Annotated in this window: 16 protein-coding genes; all 16 read right to left on the reverse strand. The window is 64.8% G+C overall.

Annotation, left to right across the window (positions count from 1 at the left end; translation table 11 throughout):
• Nucleotides 1–31 precede the first annotated feature (31 nt).
• On the reverse strand, nucleotides 32–2,047 hold the full coding sequence (locus B2R83_RS00135) for a hybrid sensor histidine kinase/response regulator (protein WP_292037611.1): 2,016 nt from the start codon (nucleotides 2,045–2,047) through the stop codon (nucleotides 32–34).
• Between the two features lie 85 nt (nucleotides 2,048–2,132).
• Nucleotides 2,133–2,729: a MarC family protein gene (locus tag B2R83_RS00140; protein WP_036212406.1), complete on the reverse strand. Its 597-nt coding sequence runs from the start codon at nucleotides 2,727–2,729 to the stop codon at nucleotides 2,133–2,135.
• 67 nt (nucleotides 2,730–2,796) lie between these two features.
• On the reverse strand, nucleotides 2,797–3,282 hold the full coding sequence (locus B2R83_RS00145) for an Lrp/AsnC family transcriptional regulator (RefSeq protein ID WP_292037614.1): 486 nt from the start codon (nucleotides 3,280–3,282) through the stop codon (nucleotides 2,797–2,799).
• A gap of 273 nt (nucleotides 3,283–3,555) precedes the next feature.
• The gene (locus B2R83_RS00150; RefSeq protein WP_036212409.1) at nucleotides 3,556–4,095 is read right to left on the reverse strand and encodes a phosphoribosyltransferase; all 540 of its coding nucleotides are present in this window, start codon (nucleotides 4,093–4,095) and stop codon (nucleotides 3,556–3,558) included.
• 146 nt (nucleotides 4,096–4,241) lie between these two features.
• On the reverse strand, nucleotides 4,242–5,558 hold the full coding sequence (locus tag B2R83_RS00155) for an adenylosuccinate synthase (protein ID WP_292037617.1): 1,317 nt from the start codon (nucleotides 5,556–5,558) through the stop codon (nucleotides 4,242–4,244).
• A 3-nt stretch (nucleotides 5,559–5,561) separates the two neighbouring features.
• Entirely contained in the window at nucleotides 5,562–6,716 is a 1,155-nt protein-coding gene (locus B2R83_RS00160) for an ATP phosphoribosyltransferase regulatory subunit (RefSeq protein ID WP_292037618.1), read from the reverse strand.
• A 349-nt stretch (nucleotides 6,717–7,065) separates the two neighbouring features.
• Nucleotides 7,066–7,938 (reverse strand): protease modulator HflC, encoded by an 873-nt coding sequence (hflC, locus tag B2R83_RS00165; protein WP_292037619.1) that lies wholly within the window; start codon nucleotides 7,936–7,938, stop codon nucleotides 7,066–7,068.
• Complete coding sequence (gene hflK, locus B2R83_RS00170) at nucleotides 7,938–9,221, reverse strand: FtsH protease activity modulator HflK (protein ID WP_292037620.1); 1,284 nt, start codon at nucleotides 9,219–9,221, stop codon at nucleotides 7,938–7,940. The genes hflC and hflK overlap by 1 nt, the downstream gene beginning before the upstream one ends.
• 3 nt (nucleotides 9,222–9,224) lie before the next feature.
• Complete coding sequence (gene hflX, locus B2R83_RS00175) at nucleotides 9,225–10,403, reverse strand: GTPase HflX (protein ID WP_036212418.1); 1,179 nt, start codon at nucleotides 10,401–10,403, stop codon at nucleotides 9,225–9,227.
• Nucleotides 10,404–10,435: 32 nt separating this feature from the next.
• The gene (gene hfq / locus B2R83_RS00180) at nucleotides 10,436–10,672 is read right to left on the reverse strand and encodes an RNA chaperone Hfq (RefSeq protein ID WP_026354376.1); all 237 of its coding nucleotides are present in this window, start codon (nucleotides 10,670–10,672) and stop codon (nucleotides 10,436–10,438) included.
• 152 nt (nucleotides 10,673–10,824) lie between these two features.
• Nucleotides 10,825–12,168 carry a ribosome biogenesis GTPase Der gene (gene der, locus B2R83_RS00185; RefSeq protein ID WP_292037621.1) on the reverse strand — a complete coding sequence of 448 codons (1,344 nt, stop codon included), beginning with the start codon at nucleotides 12,166–12,168 and terminating at the stop codon, nucleotides 10,825–10,827.
• Nucleotides 12,169–12,177: 9 nt separating this feature from the next.
• The gene (bamB, locus tag B2R83_RS00190; protein WP_292037622.1) at nucleotides 12,178–13,359 is read right to left on the reverse strand and encodes an outer membrane protein assembly factor BamB; all 1,182 of its coding nucleotides are present in this window, start codon (nucleotides 13,357–13,359) and stop codon (nucleotides 12,178–12,180) included.
• 93 nt (nucleotides 13,360–13,452) lie between these two features.
• On the reverse strand, nucleotides 13,453–14,124 hold the full coding sequence (locus tag B2R83_RS00195; RefSeq protein ID WP_292037623.1) for a YfgM family protein: 672 nt from the start codon (nucleotides 14,122–14,124) through the stop codon (nucleotides 13,453–13,455).
• Nucleotides 14,125–14,171: 47 nt separating this feature from the next.
• Entirely contained in the window at nucleotides 14,172–15,530 is a 1,359-nt protein-coding gene (gene hisS / locus B2R83_RS00200; protein WP_292037624.1) for a histidine--tRNA ligase, read from the reverse strand.
• A 121-nt stretch (nucleotides 15,531–15,651) separates the two neighbouring features.
• Nucleotides 15,652–16,938 carry a flavodoxin-dependent (E)-4-hydroxy-3-methylbut-2-enyl-diphosphate synthase gene (gene ispG, locus B2R83_RS00205; protein WP_292037625.1) on the reverse strand — a complete coding sequence of 429 codons (1,287 nt, stop codon included), beginning with the start codon at nucleotides 16,936–16,938 and terminating at the stop codon, nucleotides 15,652–15,654.
• Between the two features lie 11 nt (nucleotides 16,939–16,949).
• Nucleotides 16,950–17,274: DUF4115 domain-containing protein (locus B2R83_RS00210; protein ID WP_292037627.1), on the reverse strand; the 325-nt coding region annotated here is incomplete at its 5' end.

A 17,274-nucleotide genomic window follows, 5' to 3' on the forward strand; every position in this document is an offset into this window, starting at 1 on the left:
GGCGCGGACCGCGCACGGATGGGATGGTCTCTTAGTCGACCCGCTCGCGCAGCTCGGCCAGGATGCGCAGCAGTTCCGACAAGTCGGCCGGCTTGACCAGGTGCCGGTCGAAGCCGGCCTGGCGCGCGCGTTCGCGGTCTTCGCTCTGGCCGTAGCCGGTGAGCGCGATCAGCATGGCGTTGGCGGTATCCGGCGAGGAGCGCAGGCGGCGCGCGAGCTCGTGGCCGTCCATGTCGGGCAGGCCGATATCGAGCAGCATGACTTCGGGCCGTTCGCGCAGGGCGCGCGCCAGGCCGCCGGTGCCGTCGTACTCGACGCTCACCACGTGGCCGTGCGCCTCGAGCAGCGTGGCGAGCATCTGCGCGGCGTCGGCATTGTCATCCACCACCAGCACCCGCACCGCACCGTCATTGGCCTGGTCAAGCGGCTGCTGCGGCTCCTGCGCCTCGGCGCCGGAGAGCAGCGGCAGGCGGATCACGAATTCGCTGCCCTTGTTCGGGCCCTCGCTGAAGGCCGCCACCCGCCCGCCATGCAGCGCCACCAGGCTCTTGACCAGCGCCAGGCCGATGCCCAGGCCGCCCTGCGAGCGGTCCGGCGTGCGCTCGGCCTGCGTGAACAGGTCGAAGATGTAGGGCAGCACCTGCGGCTCGATGCCCTGCCCGTTGTCGCTCACCGCGATCACGGCTTCGCCGCCTTCGTTGCTCACGCGCAGGGCGATCCGGCCGCCCGAAGGCGTGTACTTGGCGGCGTTATTCAGGATGTTGGAGACGACCTGCACCAGGCGCGTGCGGTCGCCCGACACGGACAGCGGCTGCTGCCACTGCTCGACCCGCAGCTCGTGGCGCTTCATGTCCAGCAGCGGGCGCACCTGTTCGACGGCGCCGCCCACGACCGCGGCAACGTCGAGATCTTCCTTCTCGATCTCGGCCAGGCCGCGCGTGACGCGCGAGACGTCCAGCAGGTCGTTCACCAGGTTGGTCATGTGCTCGGCCTGGCGCACGATGATGTCGCTGGCGTGGCGCGCGCGCTGCGGGTCGAGCGAGCCGCGTTGCAAGAGCTGGGCGGCGGTCGTGATCGGCGCCAGCGGGTTGCGCAGCTCGTGCGCCAGCATCGCCAGGAACTGGTCCTTCTGGCGGTTGGCGGCGCGCAGCTCGTCTTCCACGCGCTTGCGCATGGTGACGTCGCTGCCTTCCACGAAGATGCCCTCGACGTCGCCCTTCGGACCACGGATGGGCTGGTACACGAAGTCGACGTAGCGCTCTTCCAGCGGTGCGCTGGCTTCGCGCTGGACACGCACCGGCACCGCGTGGCCCACGAACGGCTGGCCCGACTGGTAGACCTGGTCGAGCAGCTCGAAGAAGCCCTGGTCGGCGACCTCGGGCAGGGCCTCGCGCGCCGGCATGCCGATCAGCTTGCGCCGGCCGATCAGCTGCAGGTAGGACTCGTTGGCGATCTCGAACACGTGGTCCGGACCGCGCAGCACGGCGAAGATGCCGGGCGCCTGCTCGAACAGCCCCATCAGGCGCTGGTTTTCCTGTTCGCGATAGCGTTCCGCCAGCACCTCGCCGGTCATCTCGACGCAGGCGCAGTACATGCCGGCCACGGTGCCGTCCTCGTCGCGCACCGGCGAATACGAGAAGCGGAACCAGGTGTCCTCGTCGTAGCCGTGGCGGTTCATGCGCAGCGGCAGCCGGTCCATGTAGGTGGATTCGCCCTTGAGCGCGCGCACGATCAGCGGATGGATGTCGTCCCAGATCTCGCGCCAGATGTCGTGGAAGCGGTCACCCAGCGCCGTGGGATGCTTCTCGCCGAGGATGATCGCGTAGGAATCGTTGTACAGGAAGCCGAGCTCCGCCCCCCAGGCCACGAACATCGGGAATTTCGAGTTGAGCATCAGGCCGACCGTGGTGCGCAGGGCCTGCGGCCAGGTGCGCGGATGGCCGAGCGGGGAATGCGACCAGTCGTGCGCCCGCATCATGGCCCCCATGTGGCCGCCCCCGCTCAGGAAGGGCAGCCATTCGGAAGGAGTCTCGTGTTCGGGTTTCATGCCTGGGTCAATACGGATGTGGTCGCAGCAGTGCGCATGCCAAAAGTGTGCCAGAAAGCTGAGGTTTGGCCCCGCACCGCTGCTCTCATAGTGTCTGGACGAATTCGCGGATGCCGCCCAGCAGCATTTCGACCGACATGGCCGTCAGGATCAGGCCCATCAGGCGCTCGAAAGCGGTCATGACCTGCGGACCCAGGCGCTGCTGCAGCTTTTCCGCGCTCAGGAACACCGCCAGCCAGACCACGCCGACGGCGGCCAGCGCCGCCACGTGGACCATGGTCTCGTTGATGCTTCCGGAGCTGAACAGCAGCACGGTGGCCAATGCCGACGGCCCAGCCAGTGCGGGAATGGCCAGCGGCACGATGAAGGGCTCGCCTCCCTCACTGCGGCCGAGCACGCCGTCCGGATGCGGGAAGATCATGCGAATGGCGATGATGAGCAGGATAACCGCGCCACCGATACGCAGGGCCACCGGCGACAGGTGCAGCGCTTCCAGGAAGTGCTGGCCGAAGAACATGAACACCAGCAGGAGCAGGAAGGCGATGGCGCATTCGCGCACCACGATGCGGGGGCGGCGCTGGACCGGGACTTCCTTGAGGGCGGCGGCGAACAGGGGAACGTTGCCGAAAGGATCAGTGACGAGGATCAGCAGGATGAAGGTCTGGAAAAAACTTTGGGTCATCGATTTTTAGGTTTTTATTGTTAAATATGTGCGGATGGCCGCGACGCATCTTAGCAGAGTATTACGTTCAAGGCTCGACCGAATGGGTGCGCTTGAGGGTGCGCAGCACGAAGGTCGAGCGGCTGTGGCGAATACCCGGAATCTTGTACAGGCGCTGGCGCAGGAAGCGCTCATAGCCCTCGGTGCCGGCCACCGCCACCTTGATCAGGTAGTCGTAGTCGCCGGTCAGCAAACTCGCCTCCATTACCTCGGGCAGTTTCGCCAGTTCTTCACCGAAGCGGATCAGCATGTCGTCGTCATGGCGTTCCAGCGTGACCTCGATGATGACGGTGTCCGGCAGGCCCAGCACACGCTGGGACAGGATGGCGGCATAGCCTTCGATATAACCCTGCTCTTCCAGCGCCCGGACCCGGTTCCAGCAGGGAGTGGGAGACAGGTAGACGCTCTCGGCCAGCTTCTGGTTGGTGATGCGGCCATCGACGCGCAGGATGCGCAGGATCTTCCGGTCGATCTCGTCGAGGACGTCCTTTTTTGGCTTGCTGTCGGCTTCCATGAGAAGAAACTCCTAATGTTTTACATTTACATAGGAGATTCTCCCATATTCCCCTTAAAAGAGGGAAACAATGAAAGCACCTTTTTGCCCCCTGCCACTACGATGGAGGGGTACTTCATCGAGACATTCCGCGCCGTCCTGAACCTCCGCCACGAACGGAGCTGCATCGCGCGCCGCGGGCGCCGCTTCAAGAGAGCGGCTTAGCAAATGAAACGGGCAGGAAAGGCTTGCGCCTTCCCTGCCCGTTCGCCTTGCCCTTGCAGGCCCGGTCGATTACTTCTCGAACTTCTTCATCCACGCCGCCAGCTGGTGCGGACGCAGGCCGTCGTAGTCTTCGAACGGCTGGTGGATCCACGGGTTGTGCGGCAGGTCTTCCAGGTGGTAATCCGGCTTGAAGGCCGAGGTGCCTTTCACCCAGATGACGGCCGAACGCACTTCCGAGACGTCCGGGTAGTTGGTCTGCAAGTGCTCGCGCACCTTCTGCAGGGTCACGCCCGAATCTGCCAGGTCATCGACCAGCAGGATGCGGCCGGCCAGCGGGCCCTTGGTCATCGTCATGTACTTGGCGATGTCCAGGTTGCCCTGCTTGGTGCCGGCTTCTTCGCGGTAGGAGCTGGTCGACAGGATCGCCAGCGGCACGTCGAAGATGCGCGAGATCACGTCGCCGGGACGCACGCCGCCGCGCGCCAGGCACAGCACCATGTCGAACTTCCAGTTCGACTCGTAGACTTGCAGCGCGAGGCGCTCGACCAGGCGGTTGTACTCGTCCCACGAAACCCAGAGGTCCTTGTCGGTCGATGCAGGGGTGTTCATTTCAGGTCATTCCTATTTTGGGAACCTCGACAAACCTACTGCGCGTTGCATTGTCGGCCTGTGATGCTCGCTGTACGTCCGTACAGCTGCGCTTCTCGGCCAACACTGCCGCCGCTCGCTACGGTTTTTCGAGGTCCCTGTTGTTATTAAACTGCGAACGGGTGGCGCAGCACGATGGTTTCTTCGCGGTCCGGGCCGGTCGACACCATGTCGATCGGCACGCCAACCAGTTCTTCGATGCGCTTGATGTAGGCGCGGGCATTGGCCGGCAGGTCTTCCATCGACTTGGCGCCGACGGTCGATTCGGTCCAGCCCGGCATCTCTTCGTAGACCGGCTCGCACAGCGCGGCTTCTTCGGCGCCGACCGGGAAGATGTCGACCTCGCGACCGTCGATCTTGTAGCCGGTGCAGAGTTTCAGCGACTCGATGCCGTCCAGCACGTCCAGCTTGGTCAGGCACATGCCCGACACGCCGTTGATTTGCACCGAGCGGCGCAGCAGCGCGGCGTCGAACCAGCCGCAGCGGCGGGCACGGCCGGTCACGGTGCCGAACTCGTGGCCGATGCGCGACAGGTGCTCGCCCACGCCGGCGTCGGTCGGCAGTTCGGCCGGGAACGGGCCCGAACCCACGCGGGTCGTGTAGGCCTTGGTGATGCCGAGGATGTAGTGCAGCATGCCCGGACCGACGCCGGCGCCGGCGGCGGCATTGCCCGCCACGCAGTTCGACGAGGTCACGAACGGGTAGGTGCCGTGGTCGACGTCGAGCAGCGAGCCCTGCGCGCCTTCGAACAGCAGGCTGCCGCCGGCCTTGTGGGCGGCGTACAGCTGCGACGAGACGTCGCCCACCATCGGGCGCAGGCGCGGCACGAGTGCCATGGCGTCGTCGTAGGTCGTCTGGAAGTCGATCGGATCGGCGCCCAGGTAGTTGACCAGCACGTGGTTGTGGTACTCGAGGTTTTCCTTGAGCTTCTCGGCGAAGCGCTCTTCGTTGAGCAGATCGGCGATGCGGATCGCACGGCGGGCCACCTTGTCTTCGTAGGCCGGGCCGATGCCCTTGCCGGTGGTGCCGATCTTGTTCTCGCCGCGCTTGGCTTCACGTGCCTTGTCGATGGCGACGTGGTAAGGCAGGATGACCGGGCAGGCTTCCGAGATCTTCAGGCGCGACACCACTTCGATGCCGGCGGCCTGCAGCTTGTCGATTTCGCGCATCACGTCCGGGACCGAGACGACGACGCCGTTGCCGATGTAGCAGGCCACGCCTTCGCGCATGATGCCCGACGGGATCAGCTGCAGCGCGGTCTTCTGGCCCTTGATCACGAGGGTGTGACCCGCGTTATGGCCACCCTGGAAACGGACGACGCCGGCCGCATGGTCGGTCAGCCAGTCGACGATCTTGCCTTTACCTTCATCGCCCCACTGGGTGCCGATGACGACGACGTTCTTTGCCACGTTAGTATTTGACATCACTTAACCTAAGTTTTTGAGAATCCAATTTCCGTTTTCGAGGACGAGCACGCGGTCGCACTCGAACTCGTCCTGAACATTGTCGTGACCCGGCATGGACTGGATCACGACTTCGCCTGCCTTGCGCAGGTCAGCGATTTTTTCCTTCAGTTCCGGCGCATTGCCCCACGGCGCGCGGATCGAATGCTTGCGCTCGGCGGTCGGCAGCAGCCGCGCCAGTTCGCGCAGGTCGAGCGAGAAGCCGGTCGCCGGACGCGCACGTCCGAAGGCCTCGCCCACATGGTCGTAGCGGCCGCCGCGCGCCACCGCGTTCGGCAGGCCCGGCACGTAGAGGGCGAACATGGCGCCGCTTTCGTACTGGTAGCCGCGCAGGTCGGCCAGGTCGATCGCTACTTCGGCACGGCCGATGGCGCTTGCCGCGAGCGCGGCCAGCTCGGCCAGCGCGCGGGTGATGCCCGGCAGGGCCGGCAATTCTTCCCTGGCGCGCGCCAGCACCTCGACGTCGCCGTACAGGTGTGGCAGCGCCAGCAGGGCCTTGCGGGTGGCGGGCAGATAATCTTGGGTGAGCCCGTCCAGTCCAGGCGCATCCTTGGCGCGCAGCATGGCGATGAGCTGGGCTTCGTCGCGGCGCGCGGCCGGGTCGTCGGCCAGCAGGGCGCGCAGGATGCCGACGTGGCACAGGTCGAGGCGAACGCTGTCGAAGCCGGCCAGCGCCAGCGCACCGAGCGCCAGTTCCTGGATCTCGGCGTCGGCTTCCAGGCCGGCGTGGCCGTAGATCTCGGCGCCGATCTGGATCGGCTCGCGGGTGGCGTGCAGGCCCGACGGACGGGTATGCAGCACGCTGCCGGCGTAGCACAGGCGGGTGACGGTTTCCCGATTCAACAGGTGCGCGTCGATGCGCGCCACCTGCGTGGTCATGTCGGCGCGCAGGCCGAGCAGGCGGCCGGACAGCTGGTCGACCACCTTGAAGGTGCGCAGTTCGGTGTCCTGCCCTGCTCCGGCCAGCAGCGACTCGACGTACTCGAGCAGCGGCGGCATCACCAGTTCGTAGCCGTACAGGCGGAAGGTATCGAGCATCTTGCGGCGCAGATCCTCGATCTTGCGCGCTTCGGACGGCAAGACATCGGCGATATTTTCAGGCAGAAGCCAGTTCGGCATGGGCGGAGCTAACGGGTTGTTGACAAGAGCGGTACAAAGGGCACGGGCGTGCTGGCGCACGGTGCGAGCGCCGAATCGGCAATTTTACCCGAAAATGATAAGGCGTAGGCGGGGGATGTTGGTTTGACAGGTCTGGCGGCTTGCCATAGTGCCATGTTGCAACGCTTGTCTATACTGATGAGGCTGGCACTGACCTGCGTAAACTTGGATCCCGGCCTGCGCCGGGATGACGGTTTTTCGGTTGGAGGTGAAAGGAATCGTTAAAGACTTTCAGCCAGCGAAAAAACCAACGTCATCCGGCGAAGGCCGGGATCCAATTTTGCCGGCGTACTACCGGCGCAGAAACGGCTTACTTCCCGCCCGGCTGCTTGAAGTACTTGAAGAACTCCGAATTCGGATCCACCACCATCACGTCGCCACGGTTCTTGAAGGTCGCGCGGTAGGCTTCCAGCGAACGGTAATACTTGGCGAATTCCGGGTTCTTGCCGAACGACTCGGCATAGATCACCGATGCCTTGGCATCGCCGTCACCCTTGATCTTCTCGGCCTCGCGGAAGGCTTCGGCGATGATCACGGTGCGCTGGCGGTCGGCGTCGGCGCGGATCTGTTCGGATTCGGCGGCGCCGGTGGAACGCAGCTCGTTGGCCACGCGCACGCGCTCGGCCTTCATGCGTTCGTACACCGAGTTGTTGATCTGCTCGATGTAGTCGACGCGCTTGAGGCGCACGTCCACCACGCCCACGCCGATCTCCTTGGCTTCGGCCACGACCTTTTCCTTCACCGCGTTCATCACGGCGCCGCGCTCGCCGGAAATCACTTCGCGCACGGTGCGCTTGGTGATCTCGTCGTTCAGGGCTGCCTTGATGATCTGCGACAGGCGGTCGCGGGCACGGGCCTCGTCGCCGCCGAAGCTGACGTAGTACAGGCGCGGGTCGGTGATGCGCCACTTCATGAAGGCATCCACCAGGATGTTCTTCTTCTCGGCCGTGATGAAACGGTCGGCGTCAGGCGTGTCGAGCGTCAGGATGCGCTTGTCCAGGTAGATCACGTTCTGGAACGGCGGCGGCAGCTTGAAGTGCAGGCCCGGCTCGGTGATCACGTCGCGCACCTGGCCCAGGGCGAACACGATGGCGAAGCGGCGCTGGTCGACCACGAACACGGTGGACGACAGCAGCATCAGGGCAATGAAGCCCGCCACAAATAAAGTTACGAGGCGGTTCATTAACGGCTCTCCCTGTCACGTGAGGAATCGCGGCTGCGGCTGTCGCGCTGGCGCACCGAATCCATGGCTTGCATGACGTCCGACGGCGGCGCCGACTGCGGCACCTGCACCGGACCCGAACGGGCGCCGACACTTTCGTTGCCGGCGCCTTGCTGGATCAGCTTGTCCAGCGGCAGGTAGATCATCGGATTGCCCGCGCGCGAATCCACCATCACCTTGCTGGTGCTGGAGAAGATCTGCTGCATGGTATCGATGTACATGCGGTCGCGGGTGACGGCCGGGGCCTTCGCGTACGCGGCCACCACCTGGTCGAAGCGCGAGGCGTTACCGGTCGCGTTCTCGACCACCATCGAACGGTAGGCCTCGGCATCCTGCTGCAGGCGGAAGGCCTGGCCGCGCGCCTGCGGGATCACCTGGTTGGCGTAGGCTTCACCCTCGTTGCGGGCGCGGGCGCGGTCCTGGCCGGCCTTGACGGCGTCGTCGAAGGCTTCCTGCACCTGCTCCGGCGGCTGCACGCCCTGCATGGTCACGTTGGTGACCAGGGCGCCCAGCGCGTAGCGGTCGAGGATCTGCTGCATCATCTGGTGCACGTCGGCGGCGACCTTCTCGCGGCCTTCGTACAGGACGAAGTCCATCTTGCTCTTGCCGACCACTTCGCGGATGGCGGTCTCGGCCACCTGGCGCACGGTCTCGTCGTTCTCGCGGTTGTTGAACAGCCACTGGACCGGGTCCTTCAGCGTGTACTGCACCGCGAACTGGATGTCGATGATGTTTTCATCGTCGGTCAGCATCAGCGACTCTTGCGGCTGCTTGTTGCGCACGTTGGCGCGGTAGCCGATCTCGGCGGTACGGATCGTCGACACGTTGACGGTCTCGTGGGCCTGGATCGGGTACGGCCAGCGCCAGTTGAAGCCGGCGCCGGTTGTATGGCTGAGCTTGCCGAACGTCGTGACGACGCCGGTCTGGCCTTCCTGCACGATGAAGGCGCCGCTCGCCAGCCAGATCAGGCCGACGATCACTGCCACCACGCCGGCGCCGATGCCGGCGCCGCGCATCTCGCCGCGGCCGCCCGGGCCACCGCCGCCGTCGCCGCCGTTGTTGCGGCCGCCGAAGATGCGGTTCAGGCGCGCATTGAAATCGCGCCAGAGTTGATCGAGGTCGGGCGGGCCTTCACCCGGCCGGCGGCCCTCCTGGGCCTTGTGGTCACCGTCGGGTTTATGGCCCCAACGTGGGTCGTTCAGCGACAGTTTGATGCCGCAACGTTTTAGTAAAGAAACGAGCATAGGCTAGTGTGGCCCGAGATGGGTGGAGGTTGTCATATTGTTCTCTGCAGAATTGGCCAGGGAGCCGCCCACCGCCGGTTCTTCCCCATTGCGCGACTGTTCCTGTTCTGCGCGTGCCGCCAACGCCGCCTCGACGATGGCATCTCGCAGCAGGTCCAGACCGGCCCCGCTGTGGGCGCTGATGAAAACGCGGCTGATCTTATCATATTCATCACGCTCGACCCCGGGCTCCAGCCCGGCCGCATCGATCTTGTTCCAGACCAGGATCTGGGGCACATGATCGGCGCCGATCTCGCGCAAGACTTCGTTCACCTGCTCGATCTGTTCCATGCGCACCGGCGAGTTGCCGTCGACCACGTGCAGCAGCAGGTCGGCGTGGATGGTTTCTTCCAGCGTGGCGCGGAAGGCCGCCACCAGCTGGTGCGGCAGTTCGCGCACGAAGCCGACGGTATCCGAAATCACCACGTTGCCCACCTCGTCGCCCAGGTACAGGCGACGGCTGGTGGTGTCGAGCGTCGCGAACAGCTGGTTCGCAACATACACCCCGGCCTTGGTCAAGGTATTGAACAGGGTCGACTTGCCGGCGTTGGTATAACCGACGAGGGAGACCGAGAAGGTCTGGTTGCGCCCGCGCTGGCGGCGCTGGGTCTCGTGCTGCTTGCGCAGCTTGGTGAGCCGGGTGCGCAGCATCTTGACGCGCTCGCCGATCAGGCGGCGGTCGGTCTCGAGCTGGGTTTCACCCGGGCCGCGCAGGCCGATACCGCCCTTCTGGCGCTCCAGGTGGGTCCAGCCGCGGATCAGGCGCGTGGCCAGGTGCTGCAGCTGGGCCAGCTCCACCTGCAGTTTGCCCTCGTGGCTCTGGGCGCGCTGGGCGAAGATGTCGAGGATCAGGCTGGTACGGTCGACCACGCGCACCTCGAGCCTGCGCTCGAGGTTACGCTGCTGGGCAGGCGACAGGGCGTGGTTGAAGATGACGAGCTCGATGCCCTCGGCCTTGCAGGCCATCTTGATTTCGTCGGCCTTGCCGCTGCCGACGAAATGGGCGGGATCGGGACTGCTGCGCTTGGCCGTGATCGTGGTGATCGGTTCGGCGCCGGCGGAGCGCGCAAGCAGCGACAGCTCTTCCAGGCTGGCGGTGAAATCACCGCTACCGAAATCGATGCCGACCAGCGCTGCGCGCATGGAGGTGTTGCCGGGGGCGTCAGCCATCGGCCTTACTCGGCTTCGGAGTCGAGGTTAAGGTTGACGGCGCGAGCCGGGACAACGGTGGAAATGGCATGCTTGTAGACCATCTGGGTCACGGTATTACGAAGCAGGACGACGTACTGGTCGAAGGATTCGATGTGGCCTTGCAGCTTGATGCCGTTGACCAGGTAGATGGAGACGGGGACGTGCTCCTTGCGCAAAGCGTTCAGGAATGGGTCTTGTAACAGTTGCCCTTTGTTGCTCATAACAGCTCCGTAATGTTGTTGTAGTTTAAAAATAGTGGCGGTTTGCCAAATTTCAAGTGCCTGAGCCGCATTCAGCTGTGGCGAATGAAAGCCCTGAGCTACTGTAACCTGTTTCGCCACTCTTTGTCGTACTGCTATGCCCCAGCACTGATTTAATTCTGCTCCTTGGCAAAAGGATTCTTACCGGATTTGAATTCGATGCGCACTGGGGTGCCGACCAGGTTGAAGGTATCGCGGAAATGTTTTTCCAGATAGCGCTTGTACGGGTCGCTGACGGCTTCGAGCGCATTGCCGTGGATGACGATGATGGGCGGATTCTGGCCGCCCTGGTGGGCATAGCGCATCTTCGGACGGGTGCTGCCCTTGCGTTTCGGCTCCTGCTTCTCGATCGCTTCCTGCAGCGCGCGCGTCAGGCGCGGGGTCGACAGGTTGGCGGTGGCGGCGGCATAGGCCGAGTCCACCGACTTCATCAGCTGGCTGATGCCGGTGCCCTTCAGGGCCGAGACGAAGTGGGTCTTGGCGAAGGACAGGAAGTCGAGCTTGCGGTCGAGGTCATTCTTGACCTGGTCGCGGTCGTCCGACTGCAGGCCGTCCCATTTATTCACGGCCACCACCAGCGCCCGGCCCGATTCCAGGATGAAGCCGGCGATGTGGGCGTCCTGCTCGGAAATGTCCTGCTGGGCGTCGAGCAGCAGCACGATGACGTTGGCGTCCGAGATCGACTGCATGGTTTTCACCACCGAGAATTTCTCGATGGCCTCGAAGATCTTGCCGCGGCGGCGGATACCGGCGGTGTCGATCAGGGTGTACTTCTTGCCGTCGCGCTCGAACGGCACTTCGATCGAGTCGCGGGTGGTACCCGGCATGTCGAAGGCGATCACGCGCTGCTCGCCGACCAGGGTGTTGATCAGGGTCGACTTGCCGACGTTGGGACGGCCGACGATGGCGATCTTGATGCCGTGGTCGGGATGTTCCGCTTCGTCTTCTTCATCCGGACGGTTGGCGAAGGCGAAGTCGAGCGCCTCGTTCACCAGGTCGTGCACGCCGTCGCCGTGGGCGGCGGAAATGACGTACGGGTCGCCCATGCCGAGCTCGTAGAAGTCGGCGGTGACCGAAGTGTACTTCATGCCCTCGGACTTGTTGACCACGAGCATGACCTTGCGGCCCGACTTGCGCAGGTAATCGGTGATGGTCTTGTCGTGCGGGGTCAGGCCCTGGCGGCCGTCGACGATGAACACGACGACGTCGGCTTCCGCCACCGCCTGGCGCGTCTGCAGCGCCATCTCGAACATGATGCCCTCTTTGGCCACCGGTTCGAAACCGCCGGTGTCGATGACCAGGAACGGCCGTTCGCCGATCCGGCCTTCGCCATAGTGGCGGTCGCGGGTCAGGCCAGGGAGGTCGGCCACCAGCGCGTCCCGCGAGCGGGTCAGGCGGTTGAATAGGGTCGACTTCCCGACGTTCGGGCGACCAACGAGTGCAATTACCGGCTTCATGTAGTTATTCTATTCGACCGCGATGGCGGCCACAGTTCCATTTTGTGTTTGAAAAATCAGGTGCGATCCAGCCACCAGAGGAGTGCCGATGACGGCGCTGCCGTCGGTAGCGGCGCGTGCGAGGAAGCTGCCATCCTCGCGCGACAGGAAGTGCACGATGCCCTGGTAGTCGCCCACCGCCACCGCACGGCCGAAGGAGACCGGAGTCGACAGGCGGCGGAAGGCCAGCTTGTCGTTCTTCCAGGCGCTCGAACCGGTGTCGCGGTTGAAGGCGTACAGCGCGCCCTTGTCGTCCGCCGCGAACACGAAGCGCTGGTCGACGGCGACGCCGACTTCCGACGACAGGTCGCGGGTCCACTTGGGCGAACCGGCGCTGGCATCGAAGCAGGCGACCCGGCCCTGGTAGGACGCGGCGCAGACCTCGCCCTCGAACAGCACCGGGGCGCCGCCGATGTCGGTCACGCGTTCCAGCTCGGTGGCGCCGCGCGCCACGCCCACTTCCTGGTCCCAGCGCGGCGCGCCGGTGGCCAGGATCATGGAGGACAGGCGGCCGGCCGGCTGGGCGACGATGACGTCGCTGCCGTTGACGATCATGCCCGGTGCGGTGCGCAGGGTCAGCGACGGGGTCACGCGCTGCACGGTCCATTTCTTTTCGCCGGTCTTGGCATCCAGGCCGACGATGCGGTTGTCCAGGCTGCGGGCGACGACGATGCCCTGCCCCACCACCGGCGAGGACAGGAGTTCGCTCGACAGCTGCGAGGTCCACAGTTTCTTGCCATCCATGTCGAAGGCGAGGACGGTGCCTTTGGTACCGCCGACCACGATCAGGTTGCCGTCGGTGCCAACGCCGGCCGACAGTTCGCTGCCGGCCTTGATGCGCCACAGCTGCTTGCCGCTTTCAGCCTCGACACGGGCGATGTCGCCATTGCCGCCGGCCACGACCACGGTGTTGCCCGCCAGCGCAGGCGAGAAGGTGTACGGACCGGCCTTGCCGATGTCGAGCTTCCACGCGGTGCGAACGGCCATCGTCGCCTTCAGTTCCACCAGCGGCGCCGGCTGGTCGGTCTTGGATTTCGACGCGAACGGATTGAGCGAGCTGAGTTTGTTGGCCATGCTGGACGGGCTCAGGCTCGAGCAACCCGTCACCAGGGCCAGTACACCAACACCGACAAGTTTGCTGCTGATACGCATATTCTTTAACCTTGTTCCTGGACTGTAGAGCTGTAGAGGACGCAAAGCCCGCGCACGCCTTCGCGGCCTGCGCGGGCCTGTCAATCTTGGAGTTTACGCGGCCGCGGCGTTGGCTTTGGCGTCTTTCGCTTCCGGCACGGTGCCGCCGATGGCTTCGAGCTTGATCTGGACCAGCTGGCGGCCCGGATTATCCTTGTGCATCGCAGCCAGTGCGGCCACATAGGCCTGGCGTGCTTCGGTGATCTTGTTTTGCGCCACCAGCACGTCGCCCTTGCGGTCGGCCACTTCGGCCGAGAACTGCTCGGGGAACTTGTCGTTCAGCAGCTTGAGGGCGGCATCGTAGGACTTCTCGTCCAGCAGCACGCCGGCCAGGCGCAGTTTCGCGATCGCCTTGTACTCGTCGTTGCCCTTGTCCACCACCCACTGCAGCTGCGCCTTGGCGGTCTTCAGGTCGTTCGCATCGAAGGCCGTCTTGGCGGCGGCCAGGCTGGCCATCTGCGCGTACACGGTGCCTTCGTACTTCTGCTTGATGTCGCCGGCGATGCGCTGGGACTTGGCATTGTCGCTGGCGACCAGGGCAGCCTGCAGCTCGTCGTACAGCGCCGAGGCCTCGACGGCCTGGGAGCGCTGGCGCGACTGCCAGAAGTTGTAGCCGGCGTAGGCGAGGAGCGCGACGATCAGCACGCCCATGATGAGGTTGCCGAAACGGGCCCAGAAGGCCTTGAAAGTCGCTATCTGTTCCTGTTCTTCGAGGTCGTATGCCATGGTCTGCTCAGTGTCTGTTTGTTATTTGGAATGGTGAATCGGTGCTGTTACGGACGGTGGTGATGACCGTGCTCGTTGCAAGTCTCGTCGTCGCAGTCGTGGCCGCCGCCTCCGACGATCTGGTCGACCACGTAGTCGACCACTTCCTCGAAGGGCACGCTGGCCTGCTGCTGCTCGCCGGCCTCGCCGCGCATGGACTTGACCGCGGCCTTCTGGTTCGCGATCTCGTCTTCGCCGATGATCACGGCGAACGAGGCGCCGCTGCCGTCGGCCTTCTTCATCTGGCTCTTGAAGCTGCCCGCGCCTGCCGGCGTTGCGCAATGTAACACAACATCCAGGCCGGCATCCCGCAGGCGCTCGCCCAGGATGAAGGCTTGCAGCTGGGCGTCCTCGCCCTGGTGCACCAGGTAGACGTCGCACTGGCTCGGCGCCTGGGTCTCGCCCAGGCCCTTCATCAGTTCGATGATGCGCTCGATGCCCATCGCAAAGCCGACCGCCGGGGTGGCCTTGCCGCCGAACTGTTCGATCAGCGGATCGTAGCGGCCGCCCGCGCAGATGGTGCCCTGCGAGCCCAGCTCGTCGGTGACCCATTCGAACACGGTGCGGTTGTAGTAATCCAGGCCGCGCACCAGGCGCGGGTTGATGGTGTACTGCACCGCATTGCGGTCCAGGATCTTGCGCAGGCCGTTCAGGTGCGCCAGCGACTCTTCGCCCAGGTAGTCGAGCAGCTTCGGTGCGCCGTTGACCATTTCCTGCATGGCCGGGTTCTTGGTGTCCAGGATGCGCAGCGGGTTGCTGTGCAGGCGGCGCTTGGCTTCGGCATCCAGGATGTCGTCGTGCTTCTCGAAGTAGGCGATCAGGTCGGCGCGGTGGCGCAGGCGCTCGTCGGCATTGCCGATCGAATTCAGCTCCAGGCGCACATTCTGCAGGCCGAGGTCGTCCCACAGGCGGCGGCACAGCATGATCAGTTCCGCGTCGATGTCCGGGCCCGAGAAGCCGACGGCTTCGGCGCCGAACTGGAAGAACTGGCGGTAGCGGCCGCGCTGCGGACGCTCGTGGCGGAACATCGGGCCCTTGTACCAGAGGCGCTTGGGGCCGTCGTACACGAGGTTGTGCTCGATCACGGCGCGCACGGCGCCGGCGGTGCCTTCCGGACGCAGGGTCAGCTGGTCGCCGTTCATCGAGTCTTCGAAGGAGTACATCTCCTTCTCGACGATGTCGGTCACGGCGCCGATAGCGCGCGCGAACAGCGAGGTATCCTCGACGATCGGGGTGACGATCTTCTGGTAGCCGTAGCTCTTCAGGATCGTTTCGGCGGTGTTCTCGAACAGCTCCCACATCGGCGCATCGGCCGGGAGGATGTCGTTCATGCCTTTGACGGCGACGATTTTTTCTGGTTTGGACATTGTTAGTACCGTTAGCCTTAAAACCGTCGTACCGGCGAAGGCCGGTACCCAAGTTCTGCGTGCATCTCGACTGCTCGTGCAACTTGGATCCCGGCCTTCGCCGGGATGACGGTGGTGTATTTTATTGTGCGACTGCCTCTTGGCGGCCGTAATTCTTCTGTACGTAATTCAGCACGATGGTCTTGAACTCATCCACGATGCGCTCGCCGCGCAGCGTGGCCACCTTCTGCCCGTCCACGAACACCGGCGCCGCCGGCGACTCGCCGGTGCCCGGCAGGCTGATGCCGATGTTGGCGTGCTTCGATTCGCCCGGACCGTTCACGATGCAGCCCATCACGGCCACGTTCATCGCTTCCACGCCCGGATAGGTCTTCTTCCATTCCGGCATCTGCTCGCGCAGGAAGGTCTGGATGTTGTCCGCCAGTTCCTGGAACACGGTCGAGGTCGTGCGGCCGCAGCCCGGGCAGGCGATCACCATCGGGGTGAACTTGCGCAGGCCCATGGTCTGCAGGATCTCCTGGCCGACCATCACCTCCCTGGTGCGGTCGCCGCCCGGTTCCGGGGTCAGCGAAATGCGGATGGTGTCGCCGATGCCTTCCTGCAGCAGCACCGACAGCGCGGCGGTCGAGGCGACGATGCCCTTGCTGCCCATGCCGGCCTCGGTCAGGCCCAGGTGCAGCGGGTAGTCGCAGCGGCGCGCCAGTTCGCGGTAGACCGCGATCAGGTCCTGCACGCCCGAGACCTTGCACGACAGGATGATCTTGTCGCGCGCCAGGCCCACTTCCTCGGCCCGCACGGCATTCTCGATCGCCGAGGTGATCAAGGCTTCGTACATCACGGCCTGCGCGCTCCACGGGGTGGCACGGGCGGCATTCTCGTCCATGATGCGGGCCAGCAGGGATTGATCCAGCGAGCCCCAGTTGACGCCGATGCGCACCGGCTTGTCGTACTTCGCCGCGATTTCGATCATCTGGGCGAACTGGGTGTCGCGCTTGGCGCCCTGCCCCACGTTGCCCGGGTTGATGCGGTATTTGGAGAGCGCCTGCGCGCATTCCGGATAGTCGCGCAGCAGCAGGTGACCGTTGTAGTGGAAGTCGCCCACCAGCGGGGTGTCGATCTCCATGCGGTCGAGCTGTTCGCGGATCGCCGGCACCGCGGCGGCTGCCGCCGGGGTGTCCACGGTGATGCGCACGATCTCGGAGCCGGCGCGCGCCAGTTCCTTCACCTGGATCGCGGTGCCGATCGCGTCGGCGGTATCGGTGTTGGTCATCGACTGCACCACCACCGGCGCGTCGCCGCCGACCCAGACGGTGCGATTGCCATGCGAGACCGCGACCTTGCGGCGCGCGCGGCGCGGCAGCGGGCCGGAAGGAATCGGTTCGCCAATGCAGGGTTCGTTCACGATCATGTTCCGTTCCATTACTTCAAAGAGACTTGAGCAAACTTTTTGCCCGGAGCCTGTTCCAGGCTGACAGGCGAACCACGCAGGGTCGCGCTGACGGCAGCCGGATTACCGACGGTCAGCATGCCCGGCGCGGTGACGTCGAAGGTTTCGGTCGAGCCGGCCTTGACCTCGCGCCACAGCAGGCGCTTGCCGCCGACGACCACGCCGATCCAGGCATCTTCACGCACGTTCAGCACCAGCGCATTGCCGCCGGCGGCTGCGGGCGCTGCAGGTACGGCGGTCACGGGCGCTGCCAGCGTGGCCGGCGCCGTGGCCGCGGGCGCGGTGCCCGGCGCAGCG

Origin of the sequence: Massilia sp. UBA6681 (assembly GCF_002454935.1) — a bacterium.
Taxonomy (GTDB): domain Bacteria; phylum Pseudomonadota; class Gammaproteobacteria; order Burkholderiales; family Burkholderiaceae_D; genus Telluria; species Telluria varians.